The sequence below is a fragment of the Methylobacterium sp. A52T genome (genome assembly GCF_053346095.1).
On record NZ_JBKFBI010000031.1, the window covers coordinates 1 to 14,870 of the forward strand.

General features: G+C 58.8%; 16 protein-coding genes and 1 pseudogene. 11 read left to right on the plus strand and 6 right to left on the minus strand.

What is annotated here, in order from left to right:
* The 4 genes from ACLBYE_RS10255 to ACLBYE_RS10270 form a co-directional block, all read left to right on the plus strand.
* Window positions 1–192 (plus strand): hypothetical protein (locus ACLBYE_RS10255; protein WP_447694088.1); only part of this gene is annotated, 192 nt, incomplete at its 5' end.
* 200 nt (window positions 193–392) lie between these two features.
* Entirely contained in the window at window positions 393–722 is a 330-nt protein-coding gene (locus ACLBYE_RS10260) for a hypothetical protein (protein WP_447694089.1), read from the plus strand.
* A gap of 307 nt (window positions 723–1,029) precedes the next feature.
* Window positions 1,030–1,464 (plus strand): hypothetical protein, encoded by a 435-nt coding sequence (locus tag ACLBYE_RS10265; protein ID WP_447694090.1) that lies wholly within the window; start codon window positions 1,030–1,032, stop codon window positions 1,462–1,464.
* Window positions 1,465–1,541: 77 nt separating this feature from the next.
* Complete coding sequence (locus ACLBYE_RS10270) at window positions 1,542–4,205, plus strand: DUF5906 domain-containing protein (protein WP_447694091.1); 2,664 nt, start codon at window positions 1,542–1,544, stop codon at window positions 4,203–4,205.
* A gap of 274 nt (window positions 4,206–4,479) precedes the next feature.
* Here ACLBYE_RS10270 and ACLBYE_RS10275 read toward each other — a convergent pair whose 3' ends face one another.
* Together ACLBYE_RS10275 and ACLBYE_RS10280 are read right to left on the minus strand one after the other, a co-directional pair.
* The gene (locus tag ACLBYE_RS10275) at window positions 4,480–4,692 is read right to left on the minus strand and encodes a DUF4287 domain-containing protein (protein WP_447694092.1); all 213 of its coding nucleotides are present in this window, start codon (window positions 4,690–4,692) and stop codon (window positions 4,480–4,482) included.
* A 191-nt stretch (window positions 4,693–4,883) separates the two neighbouring features.
* Window positions 4,884–5,441 carry a dihydrofolate reductase family protein gene (locus ACLBYE_RS10280; protein WP_447694093.1) on the minus strand — a complete coding sequence of 186 codons (558 nt, stop codon included), beginning with the start codon at window positions 5,439–5,441 and terminating at the stop codon, window positions 4,884–4,886.
* A 301-nt stretch (window positions 5,442–5,742) separates the two neighbouring features.
* On the opposite strand from ACLBYE_RS10280, the gene ACLBYE_RS10285 reads away from it, so the two are divergent.
* Window positions 5,743–6,039, plus strand: coding sequence for a DUF805 domain-containing protein (locus tag ACLBYE_RS10285; RefSeq protein ID WP_447694094.1), 297 nt, complete (start codon window positions 5,743–5,745; stop codon window positions 6,037–6,039).
* A gap of 218 nt (window positions 6,040–6,257) precedes the next feature.
* Entirely contained in the window at window positions 6,258–6,419 is a 162-nt protein-coding gene (locus tag ACLBYE_RS10290) for a hypothetical protein (protein WP_447694095.1), read from the plus strand.
* Between the two features lie 297 nt (window positions 6,420–6,716).
* Here the strand turns inward: ACLBYE_RS10290 and ACLBYE_RS10295 are convergent.
* Window positions 6,717–7,352: pseudogene (locus ACLBYE_RS10295) on the minus strand (substrate binding domain-containing protein).
* 338 nt (window positions 7,353–7,690) lie between these two features.
* Between ACLBYE_RS10295 and ACLBYE_RS10300 the strand changes: the two are divergent.
* The 3 genes from ACLBYE_RS10300 (at window position 7,691) to ACLBYE_RS10310 (ending at window position 9,823) form a co-directional block, all read left to right on the plus strand.
* Entirely contained in the window at window positions 7,691–7,912 is a 222-nt protein-coding gene (locus ACLBYE_RS10300) for a helix-turn-helix domain-containing protein (protein ID WP_447694096.1), read from the plus strand.
* Window positions 7,909–8,751: an EcoRI family type II restriction endonuclease gene (locus tag ACLBYE_RS10305; RefSeq protein ID WP_447694097.1), complete on the plus strand. Its 843-nt coding sequence runs from the start codon at window positions 7,909–7,911 to the stop codon at window positions 8,749–8,751. Before ACLBYE_RS10300 ends, ACLBYE_RS10305 begins: the two co-directional genes overlap by 4 nt.
* A gap of 136 nt (window positions 8,752–8,887) precedes the next feature.
* On the plus strand, window positions 8,888–9,823 hold the full coding sequence (locus ACLBYE_RS10310) for a DNA-methyltransferase (protein WP_447694098.1): 936 nt from the start codon (window positions 8,888–8,890) through the stop codon (window positions 9,821–9,823).
* Between the two features lie 185 nt (window positions 9,824–10,008).
* Here ACLBYE_RS10310 and ACLBYE_RS10315 read toward each other — a convergent pair whose 3' ends face one another.
* Window positions 10,009–10,308 (minus strand): hypothetical protein, encoded by a 300-nt coding sequence (locus ACLBYE_RS10315; protein WP_447694099.1) that lies wholly within the window; start codon window positions 10,306–10,308, stop codon window positions 10,009–10,011.
* A 133-nt stretch (window positions 10,309–10,441) separates the two neighbouring features.
* Between ACLBYE_RS10315 and ACLBYE_RS10320 the strand changes: the two genes are divergently transcribed.
* Entirely contained in the window at window positions 10,442–10,582 is a 141-nt protein-coding gene (locus ACLBYE_RS10320) for a hypothetical protein (protein ID WP_447694100.1), read from the plus strand.
* Between the two features lie 324 nt (window positions 10,583–10,906).
* On the opposite strand, the gene ACLBYE_RS10325 is transcribed toward ACLBYE_RS10320, so the two are convergent.
* Window positions 10,907–11,605 (minus strand): glyoxalase superfamily protein, encoded by a 699-nt coding sequence (locus tag ACLBYE_RS10325; RefSeq protein ID WP_447694101.1) that lies wholly within the window; start codon window positions 11,603–11,605, stop codon window positions 10,907–10,909.
* Between the two features lie 1,240 nt (window positions 11,606–12,845).
* On the opposite strand from ACLBYE_RS10325, the gene ACLBYE_RS10330 reads away from it, so the two are divergent.
* Window positions 12,846–13,529 (plus strand): recombinase family protein, encoded by a 684-nt coding sequence (locus tag ACLBYE_RS10330; protein WP_447694102.1) that lies wholly within the window; start codon window positions 12,846–12,848, stop codon window positions 13,527–13,529.
* Between the two features lie 661 nt (window positions 13,530–14,190).
* On the opposite strand, the gene ACLBYE_RS10335 is transcribed toward ACLBYE_RS10330, so the two are convergent.
* A complete protein-coding gene (locus ACLBYE_RS10335) occupies window positions 14,191–14,775 on the minus strand; it encodes a L,D-transpeptidase (protein ID WP_447694103.1) in 585 nt (194 codons plus the stop codon).
* Between the last annotated feature and the right edge of the window lie 95 nt (window positions 14,776–14,870).

The window sequence follows — 14,870 nt, forward strand, 5'->3', positions numbered from 1 at the left end:
ACGCTCGCGCAAATCAACGGACAGGGCAGACGCCATCGGCTCTCCTCCTCGGAAAGCCGACCATCGAATCACATCACCGCCGCGGCCGAAACCCTACACGATTCAATCCGGTCGGTGACCGCTCTAGGCAGGCGCAAGCTCGGCTGGAGACAGGGCGCGCTCATCGACTTCAACGCTCAGCGCGCGGGCTGAAGGCCTCGGTACAGCGATCACCTTTGCCGATTTCAGCTCGGGCATAGGGATGACCCTTCCCCTACGCATCAGGCGAGTCGCGGCGCTTGGTAAGGCGCCGAAAAGCGCGGCGTGACCGCTGTCCTCTTTCGGCGACCGGTGCGCACTCATTCATAGCCGCAGTAGCGATGATGGATTCAGCGAGGAGGCTGGCCTGCCCCATGGAACAACATGAGCGCGCAAAGGAAAAACCTCGGACCCGTGCCCCGGGGTTCGAGACAGCCACGGTACTGACCAAGCGAGGGCGGGGGCTGGCAGCAGATATCGCAATTGGCACGGCCCACCCGGATATGCCGCTTGAGCACATCGCCCGGGGGCTAGCCAAAATCGTTCAGAAAGGCGTGCGTACCGCCGTCGTGCGGGAATGGGCCGGTTTTCCAGCTGTCTTGAGCCGAGACATTCCCGCCGGAACGATCGCCATGCGCACGTCCGCGAGCATCACGGCCTATTCCCTCGAAACCATGCAGCCCATTGCAGCCGTACCCTGCTAAGAGCGCGTCACGATCGTAACCACAAACATTCGAAGAGGGTTTTAGGGCAACCGGCTGGTACCGCTTTTCCTTTTCCGGTGAAATTTTGCGTTGCTATGAATTTCCTTGGCTTTACCGCGCCAATCTTGCTCAAAAAGTCATTCAGAGTTCGGCTTTCATCGGCCAACAGCTTAGTGTAAACAATGGGGCCGGCTGCCTAGTTTTGGTATACAAGTGTATACAACGGCCCGGCTGAGCGTTTAAGCGCGATGGCCCTTCCGCGGGATGGCTCCCCCACCCAGTGAGCTAATCTGCGGAGTGTATTCGCATGTTAAACGACACAAATGCCGCGAACGAGAGTCTAGCGCCTTCAATCCGCGCCAGACTTATCGAAGTTTCTCAGGTTAGATATCTGAGGAATGCAGAAAATTTGACGCCCAATCAGCGCGAAGCTGCGGATCTAGCAAATAAATCTGCGGTAAAAAGCATGAAAATGAGACTTAAAGAGGAGTGGTACAACGACAATAGCTGGATTGACAGATTTTCAGACTGGTCAATTGCAGCTTGGGCAATGCGCCCCGATTACGATATATTTGTCGATCTTTTAACGCAAGATAAAACTCACGGTAGAACAGATCGTATCCGATTGCCTGGTGTATCTGCGCGAGATGTTGAGGCGCGCATTGCACGGGTCACAGCGGCTCTTGAAGCTCGATTGGCTGAAATTGAGCCACGGACAGCAGAACGGGAGCGTGGTCGGTAAACCTACGCTCCCGTTCCCCAAGGCTGGAACCGCAGGCGTCGCCAAACACCATGCATCCCTAACGAAGAGAACTTGCAATGAAGGGCCGAGCCAAGTCAACCCCGGTTTTCCGCAACGCGACGAAATCTTTCCGCGACGCTGGTATCTCGATTAATTACCTTCTCCCGATCGCCCCACCCGATGGTCACATCGGTGCGACGGGCACTCTCAAATCAGAAAGCATGGGGAAAAGCCCTGGTCGGTATGACCGCCGCCGCAATGAGTGGCGGGGGTTGTTCGGCTCGTTCATCAAAGAGGGCGTTCCCGAGCGGGACGCCGTTGAATTTGAGGACTGGCCCACCGATAGCGTCGGCCTCCTCGGGCGCTACGTGCCGGCGATCGATAGCGACGCAGAGAGCGACGAGGCCCGCGAACTGGTGGAGCGCGTCCTAGACGAGGTTTTCCCGCGGCAGGGTTATGCGGAACGTCTGCGCGGCGACGGCCACCGCCGGCTGTACGCCTTCGAGTGCCCCAAGCCGGACGATATGGAGGCCGTGGTTCGCGGCCGGCATCTGTCGTATCGCCTCAACGGGGTGGACAGCAAAATCGACGTAATCGGGTATGGAAACCAGTTCCTCGCGGCCGGCCTCCACCAAAACCGGCGCGATCGGTACGAATGGCACCCGGACCGAAACCTTTTCGAGCTGTGGGACCGCCAGGAAATCGCGCTCCTGGACAACGCCACCGTCAACCGCTTTCTCGGTACCTTCGTTGACGAGCTGGAGCGGGCTGGTGGTGAAGTCCTGCGCCAATCGGGCGGCGCGGCAATCGGCGAGGACCGGGACTATAGCAACCAGGACGCTACGATGCCCCTCGGGGCTGTCCTGGCCGGCCTGGACCGCCTCCCGAACACGGAAGCCAACTTTCCCCACCGGGACGACTTGGTGGGCGTCTTGGCGGCGATCCGCGCCACGCTCGGGTCCGAGGCTGAGGCCGCTGCCGACGATATCGAGGAATGGGCCACTCGCCACGGTTGGTGCGATGGAGAGTATTTCCGGAAGTGCTGGGACAGCCTCCACCGCGGTGTGCGTGTCAGCCGCAATTCGCTCACGATCATGTTCCGGCAGAACAAGATTTTCCCGGACATGCGGACCGTGTTCCCCGACGATGAAGTTTCGAAGGCGGCGCGGGCCAGGATTGCAGTTGCGGAGGACGAGCGGGCCAAGCTGTTGCAGGAAGTCATGCGCGGTTATGTATTCGGACGAGTCAACATGCGGACGGACGACAGCACCTTGCGCATGCGTAACGTGTTTGAGCCGGGAGTCGAGTTCCGCGGGTTCGATTGGTGGAACGGGCGGACAGAGGATCCACGGCTGTCCTTAGTCGCCGGCCTACGTCGCCACTTCGACCCAACCGAGAATGGGTTTTGGGACTTCGTGCGCGCGATGCGCGGAGTGGAAAGCGCCCTGCCCGAGGACGCGCCCCGGTGCTTTTATGTCGGCGAGACGAAAAACCCGCTGTATGAGCGCGGCGCCGTCGTCCCCGAGGCGCAGCCGGACGGTAGCCCGATGTTCCTGCTGAACATGCGGTTTCAGTCGCCTGTAATACGGTTTGCGAAAGACCCACCCAAGAATCCGGTGCAGTCTGAGGCTGACCTGAAAACCCTCCTGGATTTTATGGGGCGGGTGTTCGGCGAGCAAGCCAACTATGAGTTGGATACCTTGGCGTACATGGTCCAGTCCGGCCGCCGCCCTGGGCATATGCTGTTCCTCCAGGGCGACCATGGTGTCGGCAAGTCGATCTATGTGGCAATGCTGGTTTCCATGTTTGACGGCACCGGTCGGGACCAAGGCGGCCAAATCGATGGCACGAAGATGATGAACGAGGCCTCCCGGCGCTTCGCACTAGCGAACGTTGAGGGGTGCCGCATCATTAGTATCAAGGAACTGCCGGACGGTTCCAGCCTGCCGAACCAGAAGGCGGTTACGGCGGCTCTGAAACAGCTTGTAGACCCGGGACCCGATGGCGACTTTTTCCAGATTGAGGAAAAGCGGATCAACGCCCGGATGGTTCGAAACTTCGCCCGTGTGGTGAGTACGTCGAACTACAACCGTGCGCTTGAGGTCGAAACTCAGGACCGGCGCATTTTCTATGTGGCCTGCGGGATCACACAGGAAAACAAACCTAACGAACGGTACTATGCCGACCTAACCTCCGTCACCCTCAATCCGGAGCGGCTGGCGACGCTGTGGCGCTACCTGGAGCGCCGGGACGTGCGGGGTTACAATGCTGCCAAGGCCCCACCGGTTACTCGGGAAAAACGGGAAGTGCAGATTGCCGGCCTGGACGCGTGGGACCGGCATATGCAGGCGGCTGTGGAGGTTTTCCGGAACGCTGGCCGGTGGATTTTTGATATGAAGGAATTCGCAGCGATCATGTCTCAGATGAGCGTGAACGAGCGCGAAAACACGAAACGCGACGTAGACGACACCCAAACCTATGACTTCGGAAAAACACCTGCCCTGGCGAAGCGCCTCAGTAAATACGCCCAAAAGATAATCGAAGTCAGATCCAACGGAGCGCGCATCGCGACCGTCTACGGTTTGAGGACGGCCCGCCCACTCATTCAGAAACTCGCAGAGGCAAATGGCCCGGAGATTTTGGACGAGCTGGACCAGGACCGAGCCGATAACCGGCTGTCGTCGGACCATGTGTGGCCGACGTTCTCAGGGCCTCCTAAACCTGCCGATCGGCGACAGTAGGGATAGGAGCGTCGCGGGACCCGAAACCGGTCTACAGGCCGGGTCTCGCGACCAAGGACCCTTCTAGGAGGGAGCGTGGCCGAGCCAGCTCTGCACTTGGCGCCAAGTTTTGGCACTGGTGGCCATGGCACCGTGATCTTGGTACCGTCCGCTACCGACCCAACCCAGCCGCTCAGACCTCCGTCGGCACTTCTCCAAAGCTGCCATTCGTCGGGCGTGAGGCAACTACTGCTCGGAGTGGAGAGCACCCACTTCAAGCTTGCTGCAAGGCTGCCTACCCTTTTCCCGCGGACAGCACGTGGGCAACGATGGCGTTGGCGTGGCCATGACCCATCCCGTGCTCGGCCTTCAACATCGAAACGAGGTCCATGTGCTTTGCCGGTAGGCGATCGCGGACAAGCTGCTGCCATTCGTCGATGGGGCGGCCGTACTTCTTCTCGATGGACGGGAAGTACGAAGCTGGCCCCTTGATGGGTTCGGTGGACACGGGTGGCCGTCCTTCTCGCTGGTTGGTAGGCGCCAGCTCCGAGGCAAGTCGTGCGGGCGGCAAATCACCGGACAGCACCATGAGTGCCCCGCATCCGCAATGGTGGAAATCCGACGTAGCCGTTTGATTACTCGGGGGCAGCCTATCCGGGACGCCTCGATCCCCGTACGGCGCATGGGGGTTGCGTCGGGTCAGCTCTCACGTCGGTAGTGCATCGCAACTGCACCGTTCCGGAGCGGCTTCGCCGAGATCAGCTCAAGCCGCCGCGTCCTGGCGAGACCGCTCTGGTACAGGGTCGGGCCGTGGCCAGCGATCCGAGGATGGACGAGGATCTTGTACTCATCGATCAAGTCCAGCTGGTCTAACTCGGTCGCGAGCTTGCCGCTACCGAGGAGCACGCCTGCCGGCGTCGCGTCCTTGAGCCCCTGCACGCCCGTCCGCAGGTCATCAGTGATGCGGTGGCTGTTGGTCCAATGAAAATCTGTTCGTGTCGATGACACCACGTATTTCGGTTTGGCCTGCAGCTTGACCGCCCACTCGCGGACCGCCGGCGGTGCTTCTACGTCACCACGAGCGACCGCCGGCCAATAGCCCTCCATCATCTCGTAGGTGACGCGGCCCCACAGCATCGCCCCGCCTTCGTCCATGAGACGGGTGAAGTAGGCGTGCGTCTCCTCGTCAGCGACGCCTTCCTGGTGGTCGACGCAGCCGTCCAGGGTGGCGTTGATGCTGAAGGTCAACAGTCCCATGCGGCGATCCTACGCCATACGCTCAAAAAGGCGCAGGGCTGTTGCTCGCGGTCGAGGTTCGCCGCCTGCCAAGTGCCGGGAGCGGGTGCCGCGGCCGCTTTGTTGCCTTGTCGCTCAGAAGCGGACAAGCCGCATTCCACCCCAAGCGGCCGTTTGTCAGCCGTCCGGAAACTTTGGATTGGAGCGACCCAGAAGCTCAACTTCCGGCCGATCAACATCCGGGGGCTCGATGTGCTGTGCGTCACCGCAAATGCCATGAGGCGTTCTATCATGATACCCAGTTCAGCGATTGGACGTCAAAATGACTTCATATTTCAGCCTATCAGGCCACATCGGTCGTCTTGAATATCTTGTGAGGTCCATTAAGATTGCATCTTTATCCATTTTATTGAGCTCTTTGACGATTTCTTTAGCAGCAATTGCAATCTATCAATTTAAATCGGAATTGCAGCCGCGGGATGCTTTTGTGGTATTTTTTCCAATTGCGGCCGCGATATTTGCCCCAGCTCTCTGGAGTAGCATCTGCATTACAGTTCGCAGAGTACGGGATATCGGATGGAGCCCTTGGATAGTTTTAGGTTGGATCGCGTTTGATTAAACTAACATTTTCGTAGTTAGCGCCTTTCCAGGCACGTCTACTAAATATATATCATTGCCTGCTATCGGTATTATTATCGATTTTGCTGCATGCGCTATACTTTTGTTTTTTCCCGGGACACAAAGAGGGGCTGTGCAGCTCGCTTAAAGCCCGACAGATTATTTATGTCGAGATGACCTGCGGTTGCAGGTCGGCACAGCCAAGTCGAATGCGAGCGGATGCATGAGCTGAGTTGCGCGTTTGAACGCGTGCACGACAATCGGGATCGATCGCTGATTGAGCCCAATTCGCAGGAGCTGGCCGCCACAGCAGTGCGGGACCTGCTTGGCGCGTTGCAGGGGCTCGCCGCCAAGGCGCAGCACTTTACCTCGCGGTTTTGACCTCGCTGTCGTTGTCCGGCCGACATCCAATCCGGCCGCATCATCTCGCCTGGGGTTTGCAGGGCACGGGACGGCACCATGGAGAGAGTCGGACTGTCGTGATGGAGCGTCCGCTTCAAAAGCTCGGCTTTCTAGAAGCAGACGGTCTCAAAACCACCTTGAGCGGCCTTACAGCTTCCGACCCGACCCAGCCGTACAGGTGAGACCTCAAGGGTCTCGAAAACAGACCTACATTCCGCCGCCGCTCCGGCAGCGATATGCCCCTCGCGCCCCTGGTCCGAGCCGTGTGCTGTTCGATCAACCCCGATCAAGCGCCGCGCCAAGGTGGTCCATGATCGCCCGGACTTTCGCAGACGGTCTTAGACCCGCAGGGAAGACCGCGTAGATCTCGGCAGGATCGAGCCGATAAGGTTCAAGAACCTGAATAAGCTGGCCGGCGCGCAGCTTATCCCCGACCATGACGCGGGTCGCCAGCGCGATGCCCATGCCCGCGACCGCAGCGGCCAGAATCCCCGGCGCCGAGTTGACCCAGAGACGTGCGGGGGCATCGATGGAGGTAACAGTCCCGTCGCGTGTGAAGCGCCAGCTCTCGCAACCGAACAAGCCGTGCTACACGATGCAATCGTCCCGGGCGAGTTCAGCCGAATTAATGGGTGTGCCGCGGGATGAGAGACAGGCCGGCACCGCGACCACCAGGCGTTCGACCGCCCCTAGCTTGCGGGCTCGAAGTTCGAGTCCGCCAACGCGGCCGACGCCCAGGCGGATGGCGATGTCGACCCCGTCCGTGACCAGGTTCTGGCGCGCGTCGTTCATGGTGATCTCGATCAGGAGGCCCGGATGCCGCGCCAGGAACGTCGCGAGCGCGGGTACGACGGCCCTCGAGCCGTAGAGCACCTGCATCGCAAGACGGATCACGCCCTGGAGTGAGTCCATGCCCCGGGCCGCTTGCTCGGCATCCTCGACCTCCGCGAGGAGGGATCGCGCGCGGTCCGTACATAAGCGAAAGGTCGTGCGCAGGCTCAGCGGCGACGTCCGCTGCGTCGTTCAGCCGTCCGGAAGCGGACCAACGGATGTCCACCCTGAGCAGCCTTTCGGCTCGCGACCCAGCCCATCCTTTGGGAGCGCGCTTGGCGAACCCCATAAGCAGCTGATCCGCCCAAGACCGGTAGCGGTGCGAAACTCTATGTTTATGCACCGCATAACCCATCAACCCGGAGGGACGATACTCATCGTCTCTAGACTCATAGTCTGCCCTCGCTCACCCATTGCAGATGAATGCCACGGACCGGCCAAGATTTGGTGAGCGTATCCGACAGCTACGCCTCGCGAAAAACTGGTCGCAAGAGGATCTAGCGGTGAGATCAGGCCTACATCCCACCTATATCGGTGGTATTGAGCGAGGTGAACGCAACCTCGGGCTTGATAATATCTTAAAATTGGCCCGCGCTCTCGATGAGCATCCGTCCGCTCTATTTACAGGCTTTCAAAAATGAGTGATGCGTCAGGAGTTGATTTTAAGGGTAAGGGGCAGGCGCTACGACTCCGAATTGAGAAAGAGCTGGGCGGAGGGCCGCTAAGCATTTTCGGCGCGGCCGCGCAAAAACATGATCTAGCGATACGCGAAGTAACAGCCGGTGTGCTTACAAAACTAGCCGAGGAATTTCCCAATCTAGAATTTCGATTGAAAAGCTCGCTCTCCAAAAAGGATATAAACGAAAAGCTTCAAAGCCTTGATTCTAGGCTCGGGCAGGCTTTGTTTGTGAAAAGCGCCAGTATACGGCCGGATGGCGGTTTCACAGAGGTCATGGACCGGCACGGTAACTGGAGAACAATACTCGTTGGCGAGTCGAAGCACCAAGGCAATGACGTTGAGAATATTCTTGCAGGAATTTTGCAGGGAAAGAAAAAAGATCAAGATTTCATGGCAGCTGGAAATGCTATCGAGCGCATGCATAAAAACGTATTAGAAATACGAAACTATATGCTGAATGAAAAGCATTTTCCTTATGCGGTTTTTTTACAAGGATCAAATTTTGCGATTGAGTCCTTCGACCTTGTTCGCCCCGATGGGCGTGTGGTCAAGGTTGAGCATGACTCTGGGATGTTGAACCGTATAGACCGCGTGACAGCTAGCAGCTTCTCAAGACCAATTAACAAGAACTATTGCGAAAATATTTCGATTAAAATCAAAGATGCTAATTACATGCTCCAAACAGTCTCACTTTATTGCAAGCACAGCCCGTGGATGGTTGGCGAGATGGGTGAGGTAATGCTTGAGATCGCAAGGACCTCGCTGAAAGTCATCGCCGCTGATTTGGACAGCCCTGTTTAGCGGTGCACACAACCTGCCTGGCTGTTGCTTATGCTCATATGCCTCAGCTAGATTGAATTCGGAATTCACCAAACGGCAGCCGCCCCAGGGAATTTGGATGGCCAATCGTTCGCATACTAACCAGGGGCATCGGGGCATGAACGCCCTGGCCAAGTCTGGCAAAGCTCACAGTTCAGCGAAGGATATTGAGCGGGCGAAGACGGACCGCACTTATCATGCCGTTTTTGCGGCCGACTGTCTCGATGTGTTGCGAAAGTTACCGGACAATTCGGTGCAGCTTATCGTCTGCGATCCGCCGTACAACATCCTGATGGCTCATTGGGATGACCACCTGGACTATATAGGTTGGGCAACGCAATGGCTTGTTGAGGCGCGGCGGGTACTGGCCGATACCGGTAATTTTGTGATTTTTGGCGGTCTTCAATATCAAGGCGAAGCGGGAAGTGGCGACTTGCTTTCCATCATCGCCGAAGTTCGTCGTCAAAAACTGTTCAACTTAGTGAATTTGATTATTTGGAATTATCCGAATGGCATGGGTGCACAACGGTTCTTCGCGAACCGGCATGAAGAAATCGTCTGGTTCACCAAAACTCCGAAATACTTCTTCGATCTAGATGCTGTTCGCGAGCCTTTCGACGAGCATACAAAGCGGCTCTACATGAAGGATAAGCGCCTTCGAGCTGAAAGCGTCGAGAAAGGGCGCAACCCTACCAACGTCTGGCGTTTCGGTCGCCTCAACGGCAATGGATTGGAGCGGGTCGGACACCCGACGCAGAAACCTATCGCGCTAATCGACCGGATCATCAAAAGCATGTCCTACGAAGGTTCAGTCGTGCTTGATTTCTTTGCCGGTAGCGCCGTGACAAGCAGGGTCGCCATAGAACTCGGTCGGCATAGTATCTCCACTGACAAGGAGCCAATCGTTTCCGAGTATTTTGCCAAGCATATGGATAATTGGAAATCGGGTGACATACTCAAACCGACCTTGCCGCATGTAATGCTTGGATCGGGTAAGTTTATGCAACATCCGGTCTTTGGGAATAAAATATCGACACTCGCGGCTGCGGAGTAAAGTGTCATGCCGCCTGCTGACACGAGCCTTGTTCATTCAGTGGCGTTCCGGGTAACGGAAGAAGAGTGGATGATCTTGCAGCGATATGCGCAGAAGGAGGCTATGAGTGCGCCGCAGCTCGCCAAAGCAGCATTATTTGAGAGAGTAGGATTAAAAGATCGCGTTGATACTCGGCGCCGATATGGTCAGGTGAATAAAAATGCTTCCAAAGCGAAATAGTACTTAGAGTGTGGTTGCTTACTGAAATTTTTCTCGAAGTAGCTTTGTGGCATCCGGCCGTTGATTTTTAGGCACTCTCGAGCGGCTTCGTCCATGCCGTCGATGTTGTCTTCCCGCCAGTCGCCCGGCCACATGGCTAGTCCTTCATCATCGAGGACGACCTGCACTGCTACGATGCGGGTTTCGTCCTCGTCATCCGCGAACCGGCTGCCCCCGACATTGTGCCGCCCGAACATGAACATCGAAATTCCCGCGAGTATCGGCATGACCAGGCGGCTCCCGGGCACAGGCATCGAGCTATAGCGGTACGAACTCGCGCTGATAGCTGGCAAATGTTCCTATTATGTCGACGTGCCCAGACGATCCAGCCGCATCATATCCCCCGACACCCGAACCCGCATGATCGACACCATGCGCGAATGCCGCACGGTCGCCACGACACTCTGCCGCCAGGCCAAGATCGGTGGCCCGGAATACGAAGCCGCCACGGCCCTCATGCGGCGCATAGACGACATGGCGGGCGCGTTGACCGGCAACTAGGAAATGTTCTGGCCGCAGTCGTCCAGCATCCCGCGCGCGCCGTTCGGACCTACCGGTGGTCAGGCCCAGGCTTCGGAGCTGGGTTCATCATCGTAAAGACCGGCCTTAGCGGACGGTCGGCACCCTTCGGCGAACAGCGCAGCGGCGGTGTCTGCTTTTCCATGTTATCGCCTGGAGGCGGACAGACAGAATTCCACCCCAAGCGGAATAGCCGTAAATCGCCCATGCGAGCCCTCCTGGCTGTCGTGATCGATATCCCGAGACTGGTCATCGGCACGGCCGGATCGGCTTGGCGCTGCATCAGCCATGCCGACGGCGCGAGCTCTACGCCACGGCCGCGAAATCGAGGTTCATCGGGGCGACCCTTCGTGGTGTGAGATCATCGGTCACGTCCACGGATGCATCCACTTCCGCGAAGCGGAACCGCCGAGCCCAGACGCATCCGCCGCCACGAAGATAAAACCCGAAGTGGATCGACCGTGCGTCGGATGGGACATCGAGAACGATGGACCTACCCTGCCAATCGACGGTGCCGGTGAGCGGGCCTTCGCTCGCGCGTCCCTCCATGTTGTCGAAGGCGAGGGCGCGGGTCTTGTCGCCGTCGACCCGAAGCCAAATCGTGGCTGCCCCCGTCACCGCTTCTGCCTTGAGCTCGGCTTGGAGCTGGAGGCGTTTGCCAAGGTAGGCATCCGCCCGAAAGTTCTGCATCAGCGTCCCGAAGCCGGATCCACGGTGGCCCGGTATCGGCTCCGCATAAGCGACGCTGTAGCGGATGAGCGCGCAGCTCTCCTTGGGATCGAACCCCATCTCGTAGTCGTCGCTGCGCGAGCCACCGATGTTCCACCCCTCCGGTAACCGCAGAGGTGGCCGGTCGAGCTGGGCCGCGAGCGTGTTCCAGTCACGCCAACCGAACTGGCGTGCCACGCATTCCAAGCTGTCGCTGTGGGTTATTTCGATACGTCGTTCGGCAAGCGCCTGGCGGAGGTTCTTCGCCATCGCCTTCGGGTCGCGGGGGGTATGCATGCGTCCGATCCTTGAACCGGGCGATCGCGGATATCGGGGCTCGCATTGCCGACGGGACCGCCCAGAAGGTCAGACCTGTTCGAGCGCATGAGTGCATTCACCAGACCTTGCGGCGCGAGCGGCAGGCTGCACTAACCGCAGCCAGAAAAGCGTCGGCTGGAGCGGCTGTCAAGCGGAGCGTGGCCGGTGTGGTCGAGTTGCAAGCAGCCGGGGCAGCGACGCCCCCTACCATTGGGTTGTCCCCGAAACCAGGCAGTCGGAAAACCTCCCAAAGCGGAATCACAAGCGAACACCGAGCGCCAGCTTTGGGTCACCCCTGATATTGGCACCTAGGTATCTGCCTTTTGTAGCCTGGCGCCGGTTCGTACGGAATCCGGACGCGATGACTGGCAGGCCTGCAGCCTTCCGCGCGGCATAGGGCGGTGACCGAGGGACCGATGGGTAAGCGCGATCCCGGTAGAGCCTGCACGGCGGCCAACCCTTCGGGACGATCGAGCTAATTTAGTATCCATGGCGTGAGGTGCTGATTAACTTCGGTTCGGCCGCTTCGGGCTAATTAGGCCGGTGAAGCGGGGCGGTGCGCAGCACAAGCGATGATTACGCGGCTCCAGCCAGATCGTGCGCAGTGACACTATCGGGCCCGCAGTGACGCTACAGGGACGCTGTAGGGACGCATCCAGTGACGCATTCAGTGACCCTATTTCGCGACCAAGATATTGATTTTATTAAAAGTGCCTTTTCTGAGAAAAACTCTCACGTATGCGCGATCCCCGGCAGACAGTGCCACCGCGCTCCTGCCGGGCCCCCGCCGCCGCCAACTTGGAAAACGGCGTAAAGCGTCCCTGTAGAGGGGGAAAGCGTCACTGAATGCGTCACTGGAAGCGGCACTGAGGATCCGATAGCGGCACTGCCGGAAATAGCGGTGCCGATAATTCGGCCGCGAGTGCGCCATAGCTCGCCGGGACCTCGAACCGAATTATTCCGGCTGCGCCCCATTGGGGTTTAGTATGTCAATTCGCAGAGGCCTCTGACTCTTAGATCGAGGCCAACCGCAGACCGGTGCCTAATTAGCGGGCTCAGGTTCCAACCTGGTTCGCCGCAGCCCGGCGCACTCGGACAGCGCTGCGAAATTCCAGCGTGCGGGCTGTGGCCCCATTCAGCGCGGAAACCTCCTCGGGTGGGATTGTGTAACAACTCAATATGGACGTATTAAAATGTTACACAGGCTCGAGAGGCCGCCATGTCCGACACTAATCGCCTTCTGGTAGCCTACCTCCGGGTCTCGACCGACCGGCAGGGCAAGAGCAGGCTTGGCCTGGAGGCGCAGCGCGCCGCAGTGGCGGCCTTCGCCGCGGCTGGCGGCTTCGCGATTGTGGGCGTGCATATCGAGGTCGAGACGGGCCAGGGAAGCGATGCCCTGGAGCGCCGGCCCGAGCTAGCAGCGGCACTGGCCGCGGCGCGCCGGCTGAAATGCGCTGTCGTGGTCGCCAAGCTCGACCGCCTATCCCGCGACGTGGCCTTTATCGCCGGGCTGATGGCGCAGCGGGTGCCGTTCCTGGTGGCCGAGTTGGGCGAGGGCGTGGACCCCTTCGTCCTGCACCTGTACGCCGCGCTCGCCGAGAAGGAGCGGGCCATGATCTCGGCCCGCACCAAGGCCGCCCTGGCCGCTAAGAAGGCGCAGGGCGTGCAGCTCGGCAACCGCACCAACCTTGCTGCTGCTGCTGCCAAGGGCCGAGTGGCGCGAGAGGATAAGGCCGATGCCTTCGCGACCAACGTCCTGCCCATCATCGCCAGCATACAGGCAGCCGGGATCTCATCTTTGCGGGCCATTGCCGCCGAGTTGAACGCCCGGCGGGTTGAGACGCCGCGCAAGGGGGAATGGTCGGCCATGCAGGTCAAGCGAGTGCTGGACCGGGCGGCTTAAAACCCGGCCTGGCGCTCTGCCGAATTCCAGGCGAAGATCCCGATTTAACCCCCCGCCCCGGCCGAGAGGCTCAAGCCGTCTGCTTAAGCGGTGGTCACGTGACACGTACTCGCCGATTCAGCCGAAAAACCCCTTTCGCCCCCCGGGGTGGGGTCTTTTCCTGAAACTCATGCCGCCGAAAAATCACGGCGAGGTTTTTGACTGAAAACCGGTGACGCTGGCATATTTTCGGACGTTCGGAAGGTCCGCTTACCGGCGGTGTGCGCGGCTCCGAATGGCCGAACCTGGTCGAAAGCAGCCCTTCCGCTTCGGAGAAGGTCTGCTCGAAAAGCGGACGGGCTGCTTGCGATCGAGGCCCTGTCAAAACGCATTGATCGTGGCCGCCCGTGCCGCTTAGATGTTTGATCCCGGGGTTTGATGGTGCAGTCTCTCCCTGCGCGTGAAAGGAAGCGCTATGAGCTGAGTTCGCCACGGCAGTGCCACGACGACAGCGGCAGTCCGTCGAGCGATACAGCATAGTCAAGCGAGCCTGAGGACGCTGGCGGCGGCTGGCATGAACGCCGTCGCATTTTGAATTGCGAGCGGATGACTACAAAGCTGGGCCAAGCGAAGCGCTGAGGTCCGATCTGTGCAAGTTTGAGGAAGGTGACGGGCTGAGGACTTACCATGGATAATCGATCGTGATGCGGGTTGGCCCGCTCACCCAATTCCAAAACGCTTCGGCGTTACCTGGCGCCAAGTGAATGCAACCAGCCGATTCGCCCCCGTTTGTGGCTATTGTGTCGTCTCCTTCGTGAATATATATGCCGCGGTCCCCCATAATAAGTATTGCGAATTCCATCCAAACATTAAATTCGTTGCTATATTTCTTTCTGAACTTGTCCCGATCGATAGCTCCTGTCACAGTGAGATCTTTCGCATATTTCAAGTTCGATCTTCCGAGACAAGGGATTGTCTTTCCATCGTAGCTGAACGTTCCTTCGCCGTTCGGACCGAATGAAATCGATACACGCTTTGCCGCAAGCAACTCAATTTCTCGACCAGCCGGGGGCGCCGAGTTCGTTCCTTCAATCGTCAGCGACAGTTCAGCTGTCCCCGCCTTCGCAGTGACCGCGATCTTGGTGATACCGCCCGGAAAAATCCTGCTTCTGAGCGAGTTTTTTTCGAGCAGCGCGGTGAGCTCTTCGAGAGCACGGGAGACTCCCTGTTGTGCGATCGCCGGATCACTTTGGTTGCTGTCGGTCATAATCGTCCTACTCCCGTCCGTTCGGAATGCCTCGTCCGCCTCAACAGCCTTGCTTGGCGTCCCGTCCTGGACGCCGCTCGCCCTCTAACGCTATG